12 protein-coding genes and 1 pseudogene are annotated in these 15,274 nt (G+C 70.3%); 5 read left to right on the top strand and 8 right to left on the bottom strand.

Going from position 1 to position 15,274, the window contains the following annotated elements; all coding sequences use genetic code 11:
- Window positions 1–4: 4 nt before the first annotated feature.
- Window positions 5–415 (bottom strand): hypothetical protein, encoded by a 411-nt coding sequence (locus LJB71_RS10600; RefSeq protein WP_259304162.1) that lies wholly within the window; start codon window positions 413–415, stop codon window positions 5–7.
- A 45-nt stretch (window positions 416–460) separates the two neighbouring features.
- Here LJB71_RS10600 and LJB71_RS10595 point away from each other — a divergent pair, with 45 nt between their 5' ends.
- Together LJB71_RS10595 and LJB71_RS10590 are read left to right on the top strand one after the other, a co-directional pair.
- On the top strand, window positions 461–814 hold the full coding sequence (locus LJB71_RS10595; RefSeq protein ID WP_259304161.1) for an MGMT family protein: 354 nt from the start codon (window positions 461–463) through the stop codon (window positions 812–814).
- 40 nt (window positions 815–854) lie between these two features.
- Complete coding sequence (locus LJB71_RS10590; protein ID WP_259304160.1) at window positions 855–1,562, top strand: rhomboid family intramembrane serine protease; 708 nt, start codon at window positions 855–857, stop codon at window positions 1,560–1,562.
- A gap of 22 nt (window positions 1,563–1,584) precedes the next feature.
- Here LJB71_RS10590 and LJB71_RS10585 read toward each other — a convergent pair whose 3' ends face one another.
- The gene (locus LJB71_RS10585) at window positions 1,585–3,600 is read right to left on the bottom strand and encodes a M13 family metallopeptidase (RefSeq protein WP_259304159.1); all 2,016 of its coding nucleotides are present in this window, start codon (window positions 3,598–3,600) and stop codon (window positions 1,585–1,587) included.
- Window positions 3,601–3,674: 74 nt separating this feature from the next.
- Complete coding sequence (locus LJB71_RS10580) at window positions 3,675–5,441, bottom strand: oligopeptide:H+ symporter (RefSeq protein WP_259304158.1); 1,767 nt, start codon at window positions 5,439–5,441, stop codon at window positions 3,675–3,677.
- Between the two features lie 185 nt (window positions 5,442–5,626).
- On the opposite strand from LJB71_RS10580, the gene LJB71_RS10575 reads away from it, so the two are divergent.
- The 3 genes from LJB71_RS10575 to LJB71_RS10565 all read left to right on the top strand — a co-directional run bounded on the left by LJB71_RS10575 (window position 5,627) and on the right by LJB71_RS10565 (window position 10,599).
- Window positions 5,627–7,600, top strand: a complete 1,974-nt coding sequence (locus LJB71_RS10575) for an oligopeptide transporter, OPT family (protein WP_259304157.1) — start codon at window positions 5,627–5,629, stop codon at window positions 7,598–7,600.
- 59 nt (window positions 7,601–7,659) lie between these two features.
- Window positions 7,660–9,738 carry a S9 family peptidase gene (locus LJB71_RS10570; RefSeq protein WP_259304156.1) on the top strand — a complete coding sequence of 693 codons (2,079 nt, stop codon included), beginning with the start codon at window positions 7,660–7,662 and terminating at the stop codon, window positions 9,736–9,738.
- A gap of 78 nt (window positions 9,739–9,816) precedes the next feature.
- On the top strand, window positions 9,817–10,599 hold the full coding sequence (locus LJB71_RS10565; protein WP_259304155.1) for an FHA domain-containing protein: 783 nt from the start codon (window positions 9,817–9,819) through the stop codon (window positions 10,597–10,599).
- Window positions 10,600–10,620: 21 nt separating this feature from the next.
- Here LJB71_RS10565 and LJB71_RS10560 read toward each other — a convergent pair whose 3' ends face one another.
- From LJB71_RS10560 to LJB71_RS10540, 5 genes and pseudogenes are all read right to left on the bottom strand, one after another.
- Entirely contained in the window at window positions 10,621–11,619 is a 999-nt protein-coding gene (locus tag LJB71_RS10560) for a magnesium and cobalt transport protein CorA (protein ID WP_259304154.1), read from the bottom strand.
- A gap of 31 nt (window positions 11,620–11,650) precedes the next feature.
- Window positions 11,651–12,870: pseudogene (locus LJB71_RS10555) on the bottom strand (DUF4105 domain-containing protein).
- Complete coding sequence (locus LJB71_RS10550) at window positions 12,857–13,735, bottom strand: transporter associated domain-containing protein (protein WP_259304153.1); 879 nt, start codon at window positions 13,733–13,735, stop codon at window positions 12,857–12,859. Before LJB71_RS10550 ends, LJB71_RS10555 begins: the two are co-directional and overlap by 14 nt.
- A gap of 73 nt (window positions 13,736–13,808) precedes the next feature.
- Window positions 13,809–14,291: an rRNA maturation RNase YbeY gene (ybeY, locus tag LJB71_RS10545; RefSeq protein ID WP_259304152.1), complete on the bottom strand. Its 483-nt coding sequence runs from the start codon at window positions 14,289–14,291 to the stop codon at window positions 13,809–13,811.
- A gap of 9 nt (window positions 14,292–14,300) precedes the next feature.
- Window positions 14,301–15,266, bottom strand: coding sequence for a PhoH family protein (locus LJB71_RS10540; RefSeq protein WP_259304151.1), 966 nt, complete (start codon window positions 15,264–15,266; stop codon window positions 14,301–14,303).
- Window positions 15,267–15,274 lie beyond the last annotated feature (8 nt).

Genomic DNA, 15,274 nt, shown 5'->3' with positions numbered 1-15,274 from the left:
AGGGCTACAGCAGGTCGCCGCCGGCCGACATCCGGTGTTCCATCTCGTCGCCGGTGCCGCCGATCTCCAGCACCAGGCGATCGACCTCGGCCGCGGTCAGGCACTCGTAGGGGCGGTTCTCGCACAGGTGCAGGAAGGGCACACCGTCGAGTTCGCTGATCGCCAGGTAGCCGACCCGGCTTTCGAAGTTGAAGCGCAGCGCGCGCCGCGCATCCAGCCCGACGACCGGGGCCACCGCGGTGCTGACCCGCAGGTAGTTGCGGCCGTCGTCGTCCTGCAGCTCGGCCAGGAAGATGGCCTGATGCCGCTTGCCCTGCGCCAGCGACAGTTCCACGCAGGCCAGGAAGGGTTCCTGCACGCTCAGGCGGTAGCCGGCGTTGATCAGGTGGCGGCGGATCTGCTCGAAGTTCTGCATGACAGCGGGACTGCGGATGGACCAGCGGCTATGCTAGCGCGGAACATGCCATGCTTCGATCCGCCCGTTTCGGCCGCCGCGTCCGACCAGCGCATTCTGGCGGCCATTCGCGCCCTGCCGCGCGGGCAGGTGGCCAGCTACGGGACGATTGCCCGCCGCGCCGGGTTGCCGGGGCGCGCGCGGCTGGTGGCGCGGCTGCTGGCGCGTAATGAGGATCCGGGTCTGCCCTGGCACCGGGTGCTGCGCGCCGACGGGCGGATCGCGTTCCCGCCGGATTCGGACGGGTTCCGCGAGCAGTGCCGGCGCCTGCAGGCCGAGGGGGTGCCGGTGCAGCGCGGCCGGGTGCGCCTGCCGCCGGCTGAAGACGACCTCGATGCGGCGCTCTGGCGGCCACGCTGAGCGGCTATGATGCGCCGCAACGAAACCGGATGATGCACGGATGCCGTTCAACCTCCCCAGGGTCACCAAGGCCCTGCTGATCGCCAACCTGGTGGGCTTCACCCTGCAGTCACTGCTGGGCGACCAGCGCATGCTCGATTTCATGCTGTGGCCGTGGGGCGATGCGGCCTACGATCCCGAGCTGCTGGCGCCGGCGTTCATGCCCTGGCAGCTGGTGACCTACGCCTTCCTGCACGGCGGGCTGCTGCACATCGCGTTCAACATGCTGGCGCTGGTGATGTTCGGCGCGCCGCTGGAATATGTCTGGGGCGAGCGCCGGTTCCTGGCGTACTACTTCGTCAGCGTGATCGGCGCCGGGCTGTGCCAACTGGCGGTGGGCTCCTATGCGCTGGCGCATGGGGCCGATCCATATCCCACCATCGGCGCCTCCGGCGGCGTGTTCGGGCTGCTGCTGGCGTATGGGATGCTGTTCCCCAACCAGCGCGTGATGCTGCTGTTTCCGCCGATCCCGATGCGGGCGCGCACGCTGGTGATCGTGTACGGCCTGTTCGAACTGGGCCTGGGGGTCACCGGCCTGCAGCCGGGGGTGGCCCATTTCGCGCACCTGGGCGGGATGCTGTTCGGCTGGCTGCTGATCCGCTACTGGCGCGGGCAGCCGCCGTTCGGCGGGGGCGCGGCGGCCCGCACATCCGCATCGTGCGCTGAGGTCGGCGCGCGCCGCTGGCCCGCAGAGGCGGGCTGGCCGTAGCGGGGAAGTGGGAGAGGGCCCGTCAGTAGGGCTGGATGCGCTCGGCGTCCTTGACCAGCATCGGCGCGCCGGCCTTGCAGCCGAAGGCCTTGCCGAAATCCGGCCGCTGCATCGCCGGGGCATTGGCGCGCCACAGGCCGGGTGCGCGCACGTCCTGGCGCGCGCGCAGGCGCGCTTCGTCGGGGGTCACCTGCTGCGCCCACAGCTGCGCCCAGCCGGTGTAGAAGCCCTTTTCGGTCTGCGCGTCCAGTTCGGGCTTGGCGGCCGCGAGCGCGGCGTGCGCCAGCGTCACCCCGGCCAGGTCGGCCACGTCCTCGTCGCGGGTCAGCGTGCCATCGACCTTGGTGCCGGCCAGCCCGGGGTAGGGCAGCCCGGCGTAGAAGCGGCCGACCCGGTTGGCCATCGCCTCCCAGCGCGCGGCATCCTCCGGTGTCCACCAGTCGCGCACGTTGCCGTCGGCGTCTACGTGGCGGCCGAGGCCGTCCACCGCATGGCTGAGCTCGTGCCCGACCAGCGCGCCGAACGCGCCGTACTGGTTGCCCAGCGGCATCGCCGGGTCCAACACCGGAATCTGCAGCATCGCCGCGGTCACGATCAGGCGGTTGTGGGCGAGGTCGTAGGCCAGCGCCGGCTGCTGCGGCAGCACGTCCCAGCGGCGCTCGGCATTGCCCTTGCCGATCCGGCGCATCTCCTGGCGGTGGCGCCAGGTGGAGGCGATCAGCATATTGCTGCCGAAGCTGCCGCGGCCCATCGGCTGCACGCTGTAGTCGAGGTCGCGCCGCGGCGCGCCGATCTCCACCTTCAGTCCGTCCAGCTTCTTCAGCGCCTCGGCCTTGGCCGCGCCCTGCAGAAGGTCGCCGCGTTCGATCTCCTGCTGGAGCGCCGCGCGCACCTGGGTGGCGATCTGCCCGGCCTGCTGGCGGGTGGCGTCGGGCAGGTAGGCGGCGGTGTACTCGCGGCCCAGCATCGGGCCGGCGGCCAGGTTGATGGCGTCCAACACCTGCTTCCAGCGCGGCGCGGGCTCGGCCTGGCCCAGCAGCACCTTGCCGCGGAACTCGAATGCAGCATCTCGCCACGACTTCGACAGATAGGGCGCCATCGCATCGCCCACCCGCCAGCGCAGGTAGGCCTGCCACTGCGCCGGCTTGAGCGTACCCACCAGCGCATCGAGCCTGGCGAACAGCGCCGGGTCGGCCAGCGATACGGTGTCGTCGCTCACGCCCTGCGCCTTCAGGAAGGCGTCCAGCTGCAGGTTGCGGTACTGCTTGCCGAGGCCGGCGGTGGCCACAGGGGCGAAATTCTTGCGCGGATCGCGCAGGTCTGCCAGCGGGCGTTCGGCGGCGGCGATGCGTTTTTCCACGTCCAGCGCCAGCGCGGTCTGGGCCTCGATGTCCTTGGCCGGCACCCCGGTCAAGGCCAGGATCTTGCGCATGTAATCGGCATAGCGCGCCAGCAGCGCCTGGGTGTCGGCGTCGCGGCGGGTGTAGTAGGCCGGGTCGGGCAGGCCGAGGCCGCCCTGGGTGAAATAGCCGAGGTGACGGTCGAGATCGCGCAGGTCCACGTCGGCGCTGAAGCCGAACAGGACCGGGATGCCCACCTGGTGCAGCGCCGCCACCGCCGGCGCGATGTCCCTGCTGCTGCGGATGGCGTCGATCCGCTGCAGCAGCGGCGCCACCGGCGTGGCGCCGTCGGCTTCCACCGCGGCCTCGTCCAGGCCGCTGGCCCAGAAGTCGCCCAGCAGCTTCTGCACCGTGTTCTGTGGAGCGCGCATGAAGGTATCCAGCAGGTCGCGCTGCTGCTGCTCGGCGCGCACGCCGAGCTGGCCCAGTGCGGAGATGGCGCCCGCTTCCGGCATCGGGTTGGAGGCCAGCCAGCCCTTGTTGGCCTCGGCGTAGAGGTCAGTGCAGGCCGCGGAGGCCACGGCAGCCGCCTTCTTGTGCACCACCGGCTTCTTTCTGGCGGCCAGGCCCTGCGGGGAGGCGAGGCTGGCGGCGAGCGCGGCGAGCAGGGCGAGGGCAAGCGGGCGTGGCGTCGGCATGCGGCGGGTCTCCTTGCGATCAGGCGGGGGAGTGTAGCAGCGCCTTCCGCGCGGGCCGGGGGCGGGATTCAGGTTCACTTCACCCCGTGCATCATGCGCCGCAGCCATGGCGCGGCGAGGAAAGCGGCCGCCGCGCAGCCGATCCCGATCCAGGTCAGCAGCCAGAACAGGTGCGCGTATTTCGGGGCCGCCGCGGCGAGGTCCAGCGCCTCGCCCTGCGGCACCTCGATCGCGGCCAGCTTGCCCAGCAGCGCGGCCAGCGTCTCCGAGAACGCGGTGGCCAAAAACCAGGTGCCCATCATCAGGCTGACCACGCGCGGCACCGCCAGCTGGGTCACCGCCGACAGCCCCACCGGCGACAGGCACATCTCGCCGATCTCGAGGATCAGGTAGGCCAGCACCAGCCACCACACGCTGGCCATCGCGCCGGTCGCGCCGACCTGCTGCGCGGCCAGCGCCAGCGGGATGAACGAGAGTCCGGCGAACAGCAGGCCGAATGCCGATTTCGCCGGCTTGCTCGGATCGGCGCCGTGTGTGTCCAGCCAGCCCCACAGCGCCGTGAACAGCGGCGCCAGTGCGACCAGGAAGAACGCGCCGAGGTAGGTCAGGGAGCCGGCGGTCTGCGGCAGCGCCACGCAGTCGCGCACCAGCAGCACCAGGATCAGCGCACTCACCGCGAGGAACAGCACGCGCGGCGCACGGGAGGCGGGGTCGCGGTCGGACATCCGCGCGGCCACGAAGAATGCCAGCGGTGCCAGCAGCAGCGACAGCGCGGACCACGGCCACGGCGTGCCCGCGCGCACCACCAGCGCCGGCACGATGTCCTTGGTCAGCAGGCGGTCGGTGAAGGTCACCCACGAGCCGTAGGTCTGCTCGTACAGGGTGAAGAACACCAGCGCCATGAAGATCAGCACCATCAGCGCGATCATCTGCTGGCGCTCGACGGGCGTGCAGCGGGTGCCGGTGAACCAGGCGAACCACAGCAGCACCGCGCCCAGCACCACCAGCATCAGCAGCAGCGCCAGCGAGACTTCGCCGCCGAGCGCGAACGCGCCGTTGGCCGCCGCCCACATCAGCCAGGCCACCGGCAGCACGCCGAGCACCGCCAGCGCGTAGATCAGCCATTCGCGCGGCAGGCCGGCGACGCGCTGGCGTAGCGCGGCCGGGTCGGCGGGTTCGGCATGGCCGTGCAGGTACTTCTGCCCCCACAGGAACATGGCCAGGCCCGCCAGCATGCCGATGCCGGCCGCGCCGAAGCCGTATTTCCAGCCCCAGGTCTCGCCCACGTAGCCGCACACCAGCGAGGCGAACAGCGAGCCGAGATTGATGCCGGCGTAGAACAGCGAGAAACCCGAGTCGCGGCGCGGGTCGTTGTCGGCGTACAGCTGGCCGACGATGGTGGAGATGTTCGGCTTGAGGAAGCCCACGCCCATGATGATCAGCGCCAGCGACAGGTACATCACCTTCAGCGCGCCCTCGTCGCGCACCGGCGTGCCGGCCTGCAGCGTCGCCGCATGGCCCTCGAACGCCATGCCGACATGACCCAGCACCAGCAGCACGCCGCCGAAGGTCACCGCCTTGCGCATGCCCAGCCAGCGGTCGGCCAGCAGCCCGCCGATCACCGGGAGGCAGTACACCAGCCCGCCGTAGGCGCCGAGCAGGTCCAGGCCGGCCTTGTCGCCGAACAGGTGGTACTTGGTGAGGTAGAGCAGCAGCAGCGCCTTCATCCCGTAGAAGGAGAAGCGCTCCCACATCTCGGTGAAAAAACAGACGTAGACGCCCTTGGGGTGGCCGAGGAAGTCGTCGCCTGCGGCCGGACCGGCCTGGGTGATGGTCTGCATGTGTATCCCCGGAGAGGCGGAGAAAGTATGGGGGATGCGGAGCGGTATCGCCCCAGCCGAGCGAGTATCGGGGGGCCTGGGGTGATGCGGCACCGCGTCCCTGCGCCATCGCCGCGCCTTCCGCACTGGACTTGCTCCCGTGCAGCGGCTAGGTTTCGCCGATTGCATCCTGACGAGGGCACCCGATGTCGACCCCCATTCAGCCGGTTCCGCAGCTGACCTTCCGCGCGGTGGCGCTGGCGATCATCCTGGCGGTGATCCTGTCCGCCGCCAACGCCTACCTTGGGCTGTTCGCCGGGTTGACCATCGCCACCGCGATCCCGGCGGCGGTGGTGTCGATGGGCGTGCTGCGCCTGCTGGGCGGTGGCAGCATCCTGGAGAACAACATCGTCCAGACCGGGGCCTCCGCCGGTTCGTCGATCGCCGCCGGCGTGATCTTCACCATCCCGGCGCTGATCATCCTGGGCTACTGGCAGGACTTCAAATACTCGTGGGTGCTGGCGATCGCCGGCCTCGGCGGCCTGCTCGGCGTGCTGTTCTCGGTACCGCTGCGGCGTTCGATGATCGTGGAAGAGCCGCTGCCGTTCCCCGAAGGCAAGGCCGCCGCCGAAGTGCTGAAGGCGGGCGAGAACCCGGGGCCGGGGCTGAAGATCCTGGCGTTCTCGGCCGCGGTCGGCGGGGTGATCAAGGCCGCCGCCGCCAGCGGCATGCGCCTGATCCCGGACACCGCCGCCGGTGCCGGATTCTTCGGCAAGTACCTCGGCTACATGGGCACCAACCTGTCGCCGGCGCTGCTGGGCGTGGGCTACATCGTCGGTCTCAATATCGGGATCGTGGTCGTGTCCGGCTCGATCCTGTCCTGGCACATCGCCATCCCGATCTACCACATGTTCTTCCTCGGCTCCGATCCGGCGCTGGCGAGCAGCATCGCGGGCGCCGGCCCGGAAGACATCGCCGGCGCGATCTGGTCGGCCAAGATCCGCTACCTCGGCGTCGGCGCGATGCTGATCGGCGGCGCGTGGACGCTGTTCTCGCTGCGCAACTCGCTGCTGTCCGGCGTGCGTAGCGGCGTGGCCGCGGCGCGCAAGGGCAGCGGCGAGGTGGTGGCCGAGACCGAGCGCGACCTGCCGATGAAGTGGATGCTGGTGGCGCTGGTGGCCTTCGTGGTGCCGCTGCTGCTGCTGTACCAGGCGATCGTGGGCATGTGGCACGTCAGCATCCCGATGGCCATCATCATGATCGTGGCCGGCTTCCTGTTCGTGTCGGTCTCGGCCTACCTCGCCGGCCTGGTCGGCTCGTCCAACAACCCGGTGTCGGGCATCACCATCGCCACCATCCTGTTCGCCTCGGTGGTGCTGATGGTGCTGCTGGGCGAGGCGGGGCGGGCCGCGGTGGGTGTGGGCGGCGCGCCGCTGGGCGCGGTGGCCGCGATCATGATCGGCGCGGTGGTGTGCTGCGCCGCGGCGGTCGGCGGCGACAACCTGCAGGACCTCAAGGCCGGCTACCTGGTCGGCGCGACCCCGTGGAAGCAGCAGCTGATGCTGGGCATCGGCGCGTTCTCCTGCGCGCTGATCATGGCGCCGGTGCTGAACCTGCTGGCGCAGGCTTACGGCATCGGCGCGCCCACCCCGCAGCATCCCAATTCGCTGGCCGCGCCGCAGGCCACCCTGATGGCCTCGGTCGCGGGCGGCATGTTCGGCGGCAAGGACCTGCCATGGACGATCATCGCCATCGGCGCCGGCGTGGGCGCGGTGATCATCGTCATCGACGAATGGCTGAAGGCCGCCGGCAAGACTTTCCGGGTGCCGGTGCTGGCCGCGGCGATCGGTATCTACCTGCCGCTGGAACTGATGGTGCCGATCTTCCTCGGCGGCCTGCTGGCCTACCTGGTGGAAAAGCGCCACGGCCTGGCCGGCAGCCACGACGAGGCCGCGCGCGACCGCCTGCACCGCCCCGGCACGCTGTTCGCGGCGGGCCTGATCACCGGCGAGGCGCTGATGGGCATCCTGATCGCGATCCCGATCGTGGCCTCCGGTCGCGCCGACGTGATCGCGCTGCCGCCCTCGCTGCAGTTCGGCAAGTACGTGGGCCTGGCGGTGCTGGCGGTGGTGGCCTGGCTGCTGTACCGCACCGGCGCCAAGGCCAACCCGAACGCCTGATTCTTCGCCGCCTGCGCCTGCGTGGGCGGCTTCATCTTTCGCAGCACGGAGCTACTGCCATGAACCTTCGCCTCGCCCTGCTTCCGCTCGCCCTCGCCCTGTCGCTGCCGGCGCTCGCCGCCGACGCGCCGCCGGCCGCCAGGCACGGCTTCACCGTGCAGGAGCTGGCCTATATGGACCGCTACTCCGCGCCCACCCTGTCGCCGGACGGGCGCGTGCTGGTGTTCGCCAGGCGCACCGTGGACAAGGCCACCAACAAGTCCACCACCACGCTGTGGATGCGCAACCTGGTCACGCGCGACATCGCGCCGCCGAAGCAGGTATCGCCGCAAGGCTGGAGCGTGAATTCGCCGGCGTTCTCCCCGGATGGCAAGACCCTGTATTTCCTCAGCGCCAAGTCGGGGTCCATGCAGCTGTACGCGATGCCGCTGGCCGGCGGCGAGCCGCGGCGCCTGACCGATTTCCCGATCGACGTGGACGGCTACCAGCTCTCACCCGACGGTGGCCAGGTGGCGCTGGCGCTGGCGGTGTTCCCGGACTGCAAGGCGGATCTCGATTGCACGAAGAAGAAGCTGGACGAGGCCGCGGCGGCGAAAGTCACCGGCAAGGTGTTCGACCGCCTGTTCATCCGCCACTGGGATGCCTGGAACGACGGCCGTCTGAACCGCGTGTTCGCCGCCCCGCTCGGCGGCGAAGGCATGCTGGCCTCGGCCACCCTGCTCAGCGGTGGCATCCACGGCGACATCCCGTCCAAGCCGTTCGGTGATCTGTCCGACTTCGCGTGGTCGCCGGACGGCAAGGCCGTGGCGATGAGCGTGCGCCAGGCCAACCGCGAGGAGCCGTGGAGCACCAATTTCGACATCTGGCTGGTGAATGCCGACGGCAGCGGCGCGCGCAACCTCACCGCCGCCAACAAGGCCTGGGACGCCACCCCGGTGTTCAGTGCCGACGGCAAGACCCTGTACTACCGCGCGATGAAGCGCCCCGGCTTCGAGGCCGACCGCTTCGCGCTGATGGCGATGGACCTCGCCTCCGGCAAGACGAGGGAAATCGCATCGCGCTGGGATGCCTCGGCCGACGGCATCCGCCTGTCCGCCGACGGCAAGTGGCTCTACACCACCGCCGAGGAGCTGGGCCAGCACCCGCTGTTCCGTGTCGCGCTGGCCAACGGCGAGGTGGAGACGGTGGTGAAGGACGGCAGCGTGTCGGCGTTCGACCTCGCCGGGCCGACCCTGGCGCTGGCGCGCAATTCGCTGGTCACGGGTGACGTGCTCTACACCACCAGCCCCGATGGCAAGGCGCCGCTGCGCCAGATCACCCCGGGCGCGGCGCAGATGCTGCCGGACGTGGCCTGGGGCCAGTACGAGCAATTCAAGTTCCGTGGCTGGAACGACGAAACCGTGTACGGCTATGTGGTCAAGCCGTGGAACTACCAGCCGGGCAAGAAGTACCCGGTGGCGTTTTTGATCCACGGCGGCCCGCAGGGCAGCTTCGGCAACGGCTGGAGCTACCGCTGGAACCCGCAGACCTATGCGGGGCAGGGCTATGCGGTGGTGATGATCGACTTCCACGGCAGCACCGGCTACGGCCAGGCCTTCACCGATTCCATCTCCGGCCACTGGGGCGACCGCCCGCTGGAAGACCTGCAAAAGGGCTGGGACTACGCGCTCAAGACCTACCCCTTCCTCGATGGCGACAAGGCCTGCGCACTGGGCGCCAGCTACGGCGGCTTCATGGCCTACTGGATCGCCGGGGTGTGGAATGCGCCGTGGAAGTGCATCGTCGCCCACGACGGCGTGTTCGACAATTTCATGATGGGCTACGCCACCGAGGAGCTGTGGTTCAGCGAGTGGGAGAATGGCGGTACGCCCTACGACAACCCGGCCGGCTACCAGAAATTCAACCCGGCCAACCACGTCAAGGACTGGCGGGTACCGATCCTGATCGTGCACGGCCAGCAGGATTTCCGGATTCCGGTGGAGCAGGGCATCGCCGCCTTCACCGCGGCCCAGCGCAAGGGCGTGGAGTCGCAGTTCCTGTACTTCCCGGACGAGAACCACTGGGTACTCAAGCCGCAGAACAGCGTGCAGTGGCACGAGGCAGTGAATGCCTGGCTGCGGCGCCATATCGGTCAGTGAGGTTTTGACAACTCCATGCCGGCAGTCGGGAAAGCTGGCCGGGCAGTGCCTAAGAGGTAGCGAGGGGAGATTGATGATATGAAGCTGGTGTTTCCGGGTGGCGAGCACGCACCGTGCTTGTTGGAGTCCGATGTCACCACCATTGGCAGCGATCCGGGTTCCGGAATCGTGCTGGAGCAGCCGGGCGTATTGCCACAGCACTGCGCGCTGCAGATGACCGGTGGGCGGGTGTTGTTGCAGGTCATGCCGGATGCCGCGGTCAGCGTCAACGCGCGCCCGGTGCAGGGGCTGATCGCGCTGCGCCCGGGCGATCAGCTCGACATCGCGGGCGTGCAGGTGCGGCTGGCGGCGATGCCGGCCCCCGTGGTGGCCAGAAACCGCGAGGCGGCGCCGGCCGTGGATTCGCAGGGGTCGGTGGAAGATGCCGGTCTGACCCGGGTGCGTCCGGTGCTGCCACGCTTCGTCCTGCGCGGGGTGTCCGGTTCGATGCTGGGGCGCAGCCATCCGCTGGTGGGCGTCGCCACCGTCGGCCGCGCGCCGGAGTGCACGCTGCAGATCGAGGACGCGGGCCTGTCGCGCCAGCATGCGCGGCTGGTGCCGGTGGCGGACGGGGTGCAGATCGAGGATGCCGGTTCCACCAACGGCACCTTCCTCAACGGTCGCCGCATCCTGCAGGGGCTGGCCGTGGCCGGCGACGAGATCGGCTTCGACACGGTGCGCTTCCGGCTGCTGGATTCCACCCGGTCCGAACTGCAGCAACTGGCGCCACGCGCGGCGGGTTTCCGCATGCCGCTGTGGTGGTGGGTGGCGGCGGCCGCGGCCCTGGCCGCGCTGGCGTGGGTGGTGTTCTGGCTGCGTTGAGGGCGTGCCGCGTGCGGTGCGCTACAGCCAGCGGATGCGGCGCAGGTAGGCGTACAGCGCGATGCACACCAGTGCCACCACACCGGTGAGGATGGCGTAGCTGTAGCGCCCCTGCAGTTCCGGCATGTGCGCGAAGTTCATGCCGTACCAGCTGGCGATCAGGGTCGGCGCGGCCAGCAGCCCGGCCCAGCCGGCCAGCTTCTTCACCACCTCGCCCTGCGCCACCGTCACCAGCGCCAGGTTGGTGCTCATCGCCGCCGCCGCCATCTCGCGCAGGGTGTCGATGGTGTCGCCTTCGCGTGCGGCGTGGTCGTGGACGTCGCGGAAATAGGGCTTGACCGCGTCCGGGATCGGGAACGCCGTCGCGCGGTTCAGCTGGGCCAGGATGTCCTGCATCGGCAGCACCGCTAGCCGCATCCGGGTCAGGTCCTTGCGCAGGTGGTACAGGCGCTGCAGGGTGGCGCGGCGGTAGCTTTCCGCGAACACGTCCTGTTCGAGGGTATCGAGCTCGTCCTCGTAGTCGGCGACGATCGGCTGGTAGTTGTCCACCACGAAATCCAGCACCCCGTGCAGGGCGATGCTGGGGCCCAGCGCCAGCAGGTCCGGCTCGCGCTCCAGCCGCTGGCGCACCGGGGCGTAGCTGAGCGAGGCGCCGTGGCGCACGGTCACCAGGTAGTGCGGGCCGGCGAACACCTGGGTTTCGCCGAAGCGCACCTCGCCGTGGACGCGCTGGGCGGTGTGTACGGCGATGAACAGGCTTTGCCCGTAGGTTTCGATCTTCGGTCGCTGGTGCGCCTTGTGCGCATCCTCCACCGCCAGGTCGTGCAGGCCGAATTCCTCCTGCAATACATCCAGCACGGCTTCGTCCGGCTCGTACAGGCCGATCCAGACGAAGCGGCCATCGTCCTGCGCCAGCTCCTCGCTGATCTGCTCGATCGGGATGTCGCGCCGGTGGCCTGTGCGGTCGTACACCGCGCAGTTGATGATCGCCTGGCGCTGGGAGTCGGGCAGTCGGCTCATGGGTGCATCCTGCCCGCGCGGAAGGCGGCCATCAAGCCGCCGGCAACGCGCGCCAGGCCCGCGCCAGCGCCGCATGGATCGGCAGCAGCAGGGCAATCCAGTGGCCGTTGCGCTGCGGATACAGCTGCAGCCACAGCGGCAGGCAGACCAGCAGGGCCAGCACCGCCACCGCCACCAGCAGGGCGAAAAAGCGCGGCGAGGGCGCACGCTTACGCAGCAGGGCGACCGCGCCGGGCACCAGCAGCAGGCACAGCGGGTTGAACAGCAGCAGGTTGCGGTTGGCCCACATCGCCTGATGGTCGGTGAACGCCCAGCCCAGCGCCAGCACCAGCCCGAGCAGGCCGCACACCAGCCAGAAGCCCAGCGCCAGCCCAGCCAGCAGCCGCGGCCGGGTCGTGCGCAGCCACAGGATGCCGACCGCGGCCAGCACCCCGGCCAGCAGCCAGGGCCACAGCGCCGGTTCCTGCTCGGCCGGTTCCGGCGGCAGCCGCTGCGGTAGCAGTTCCACTTCCGCGGCCACCAGCGGGCGCCCGCCGGTGCCGCTGACCCGGCGCAGGTCGTCGGCCAGCCGGCGCGGCAGGAAATCCTCCTGCCAGCGGCTCAGCGGGCGGTCGGCGTAGGGCCCCAGGCCGATGTCGAAGGCCAGCCACATCCACGCCTCCGGCGAGGCCAGCCGCAGCGCCTCGCTGCGGTAGGTATCGCCGCTGGAGCGGCCTTCCAGCTGCTTGCGCAGGTGGCCGCCGAGCGCGCGGTCGAGCGCGTCGCGCACGCGGGTGGCGCAGTTGTCGGTGAAGTAGTCGTAGCGGTAGCGCGCGTTCTCGGGGCGTGCGTTCTCGGCCAGCGCCGCTGCCAGCGCCCGCGCCTGCGCCGGCGCCAGGTCCGCCACTGCACCCGTGCGCCGCGCCCGACCGCGCGGTAATAGGCCATGTCCTCGTCCAGCGGCAGCGCCACCAGCCGGTAGCGCATGTCGCCCTTGACGAAGCGGCCGAGAAAGCCGGGCTCGTCGAGGTCGAAGAAGCCGAAGTTGTAGCTGGTGCGCGCACCGGTGACCGGGTCTTCCACCACGATGGCGTCGTGCCCGAAGCGTTCCCAGAACACCTCGCCCGGGCCCATCGTCACCACCCCGATCCGCGGCGGCGACGGTGCGGTGAACGCTGCCTGCGGCGCGGCCTGGACCAGCCCCGCCAGCAGGCCCAGCAGCAGGGCCAGCGCCAGCCGGATTGCCGCGCGCGCGCGCTCAGCCCTCGGCATGCACGCTCACGTGCAGCGCATGCAGCCGGCGCGCGTCGGCGCGCGCCACCCGGAAGGTGAAGCGCCCGAGCGAGAGCTCCTCGCCGGCTTCCGGCAGGTGGCCGATCGCGGCGGTCACCAGCCCGCCGATGGTGTCGTATTCGTCGTCGTCGAAATCGGCGCCGAAGCGCTCGTTGAAATCGGCGATCGGGGTGAGTGCGTCCACCACGAACTGGCCGTCGGCCTGGGCCGCGATCAGCACGCCTTCGTCGGCGGCGTCGTCATGCTCGTCGTCGATGTCGCCGACGATCTGCTCCAGCACGTCCTCGATCGTCACCAGCCCGGCCACGCCGCCGTATTCGTCGATCACGATCGCCATGTGGTTGCGCGACTGCCGGAACTCGCGCAGCAGCACGTTGAGGTTCTTCGACTCCGGGATCAGCACCGCCGGGCGCAGCAGCGCGTGGATGCTGGCCGGGCCGTTGTCGGCCACCACCCCGCGCAGGAGGTCCTTGGCCAGCAGGATGCCGAGGATCTCGTCCTTGTCCTCGCCGTGCACCGGGAAGCGCGAGTGGCCGGATTCCACCACCTGCTTCATCAGGTCCAGCAGTTTGCCGTCCGCCGGCAGTGCCACCATCTGCGCGCGCGACACCATCACGTCGCCCACGGTCATGTCGGCGATGTTCACCGCGCCCTCCATCATGCGCAGGGTGTCGGGCCCGATCAGCCCGTCGGCCTGCACGTCGCGCAGCAGTTCGATCAGGTCCTCGCGGCTGGTCGGCTCGCCGGACAGGGCGGCGCTGATGCGGTCCAGCCAGGAGCGGTGGGGTTTCTCGGCGGGTTTCTCGTCGGCGTCGGCTGGGCGTCGACTGTCGTCCTCGGACATGGGGCGTGGGGGCCTTTGCGTGTGGCGGGGGAAAGAAAACGGGGAAAGTCTAGCGAATCCGCGGGGCGGGTGTTCAGGCGTCCAGATAGGGGTCGGGCAGTCCCAGCGCGGCCAGGATCCCGCGCTCCAGCTGCTCCATCGCCTCGGCCTCGCGCGCATCCTCGTGGTTCCAGCCCAGCAGGTGCAGGCAGCCGTGCACGGTGAGGTGGGCGTAGTGCGCGTTCAGCGGCTTGCCCTGTTCCTTGGCCTCGCGGGCCACCACCGGCGCGCACAGCACCAGGTCGCCGAGCAGCGGCAGGCGCACGTTCTTGGGCAGCCCTTCCGGCAGTTCCGCCGGGAAGCTGAGAACGTTGGTGGCGTAGTCGCGGCCGCGGTAATGGCGGTTCAGCGCGCGCCCTTCGCGGGTGCCGACCAGGCGGATCGCCAGATCGGCCTCGCGGATGCGCCCGGCCAGCGCGGCGGCCGCCCACTTGCGGAAACTGGCGGCGGCCGGCACGCCGGCGCGCGGCACCGCGTAGCCGACGGCGACATCGAGGCGGACCGGGCCCTGGGTCATGCGCGCATCTTACCCCTCGGCCGCGGCGTCGCGCGCCTCGTAGGCGTTCACGATGCGCGCCACCAGCGGGTGCCGGACCACGTCGCGCGCCTCGAAGAAGGTGAAGCTCACGCCCTCGACCCCGCGCAGCACCTCCACCGCGTCCTTCAGGCCGGACTTCTGGTGCCTGGGCAGGTCGATCTGGGTCATGTCGCCGGTGATGACGGCGGTGCTGCCGAAGCCCAGCCGGGTCAGGAACATCTTCATCTGCTCGATGCTGGTGTTCTGCGCCTCGTCGAGGATCACGAACGCATCGTTCAGGGTGCGCCCGCGCATATAGGCCAGCGGTGCGATCTCGATCACGTTGCGTTCCAGCAGGCGCGCCACCTTCTCCACGCCCAGCATTTCGTACAGCGCGTCGTACAGCGGGCGCAGGTAGGGGTCGACCTTCTGGGTGAGATCGCCGGGCAGGAAGCCGAGCTTCTCGCCGGCCTCCACCGCCGGGCGCACCAGCACCACCCGCTGCACCCGCGACTGGTTCAGCGCGTCCACCGCCATCGCCACGGCGAGGTAGGTCTTGCCGGTGCCGGCCGGGCCGACGCCGAAATTGATGTCGTGGCTGGCGATCGCCTGCAGGTACTTGCGCTGGTTGGGCCCGCGCCCGCGCAGGGTGCCGCGCTTGATGCGTACCGCCACCTCCTGCCCGGCATGGCCGTCGGCGGGCGCGGCCTGCTCCGCGAACGCGCCCAGGCGCAGGTGCACGGCGTGCTCGTCCAGGGCTTCGCCGGCGGTATCGTCATACAGCCGGCGCAGGAAGGCCTCGGCGCGCCCGGCGGCGGCGGCATCCTCGGCGCTCACCCGGAACACGTTGCCGCGGTTGGCGATCTGCACGCCCAGGCGCAGCTCGGCCAGGCGCAGGTGGGCGTCGAACGGGCCGGCCAGGTTGGCCAGGCGCTCGGCGTCGTCGGGTTCCAGCACGAAGTCGCGATGGTGCATGGCCGGGC

The sequence above is a fragment of the Thermomonas sp. S9 genome (genome assembly GCF_024704365.1).
Classification (GTDB): Bacteria; Pseudomonadota; Gammaproteobacteria; order Xanthomonadales; family Xanthomonadaceae; genus Thermomonas.
This window is presented reverse-complemented; position numbering and strand designations above follow the sequence as displayed.

What these genes read in the sequence shown, in the direction of transcription:
- LJB71_RS10550 (WP_259304153.1), bottom strand. Translation starts at nt 13,735, where the DNA reads ATGTCCGAGGACGACAGTCGACGCCCAGCCGACGCCGACGAGAAACCC.
- LJB71_RS10570 (WP_259304156.1), top strand. Translation starts at nt 7,660, where the DNA reads ATGAACCTTCGCCTCGCCCTGCTTCCGCTCGCCCTCGCCCTGTCGCTG.
- LJB71_RS10540 (WP_259304151.1), bottom strand. Translation starts at nt 15,266, where the DNA reads ATGCACCATCGCGACTTCGTGCTGGAACCCGACGACGCCGAGCGCCTG.
- LJB71_RS10565 (WP_259304155.1), top strand. Translation starts at nt 9,817, where the DNA reads ATGAAGCTGGTGTTTCCGGGTGGCGAGCACGCACCGTGCTTGTTGGAG.
- LJB71_RS10575 (WP_259304157.1), top strand. Translation starts at nt 5,627, where the DNA reads ATGTCGACCCCCATTCAGCCGGTTCCGCAGCTGACCTTCCGCGCGGTG.
- ybeY (WP_259304152.1), bottom strand. Translation starts at nt 14,291, where the DNA reads ATGACCCAGGGCCCGGTCCGCCTCGATGTCGCCGTCGGCTACGCGGTG.
- LJB71_RS10600 (WP_259304162.1), bottom strand. Translation starts at nt 415, where the DNA reads ATGCAGAACTTCGAGCAGATCCGCCGCCACCTGATCAACGCCGGCTAC.
- LJB71_RS10595 (WP_259304161.1), top strand. Translation starts at nt 461, where the DNA reads ATGCCATGCTTCGATCCGCCCGTTTCGGCCGCCGCGTCCGACCAGCGC.
- LJB71_RS10560 (WP_259304154.1), bottom strand. Translation starts at nt 11,619, where the DNA reads ATGAGCCGACTGCCCGACTCCCAGCGCCAGGCGATCATCAACTGCGCG.
- LJB71_RS10580 (WP_259304158.1), bottom strand. Translation starts at nt 5,441, where the DNA reads ATGCAGACCATCACCCAGGCCGGTCCGGCCGCAGGCGACGACTTCCTC.
- LJB71_RS10585 (WP_259304159.1), bottom strand. Translation starts at nt 3,600, where the DNA reads ATGCCGACGCCACGCCCGCTTGCCCTCGCCCTGCTCGCCGCGCTCGCC.
- LJB71_RS10590 (WP_259304160.1), top strand. Translation starts at nt 855, where the DNA reads ATGCCGTTCAACCTCCCCAGGGTCACCAAGGCCCTGCTGATCGCCAAC.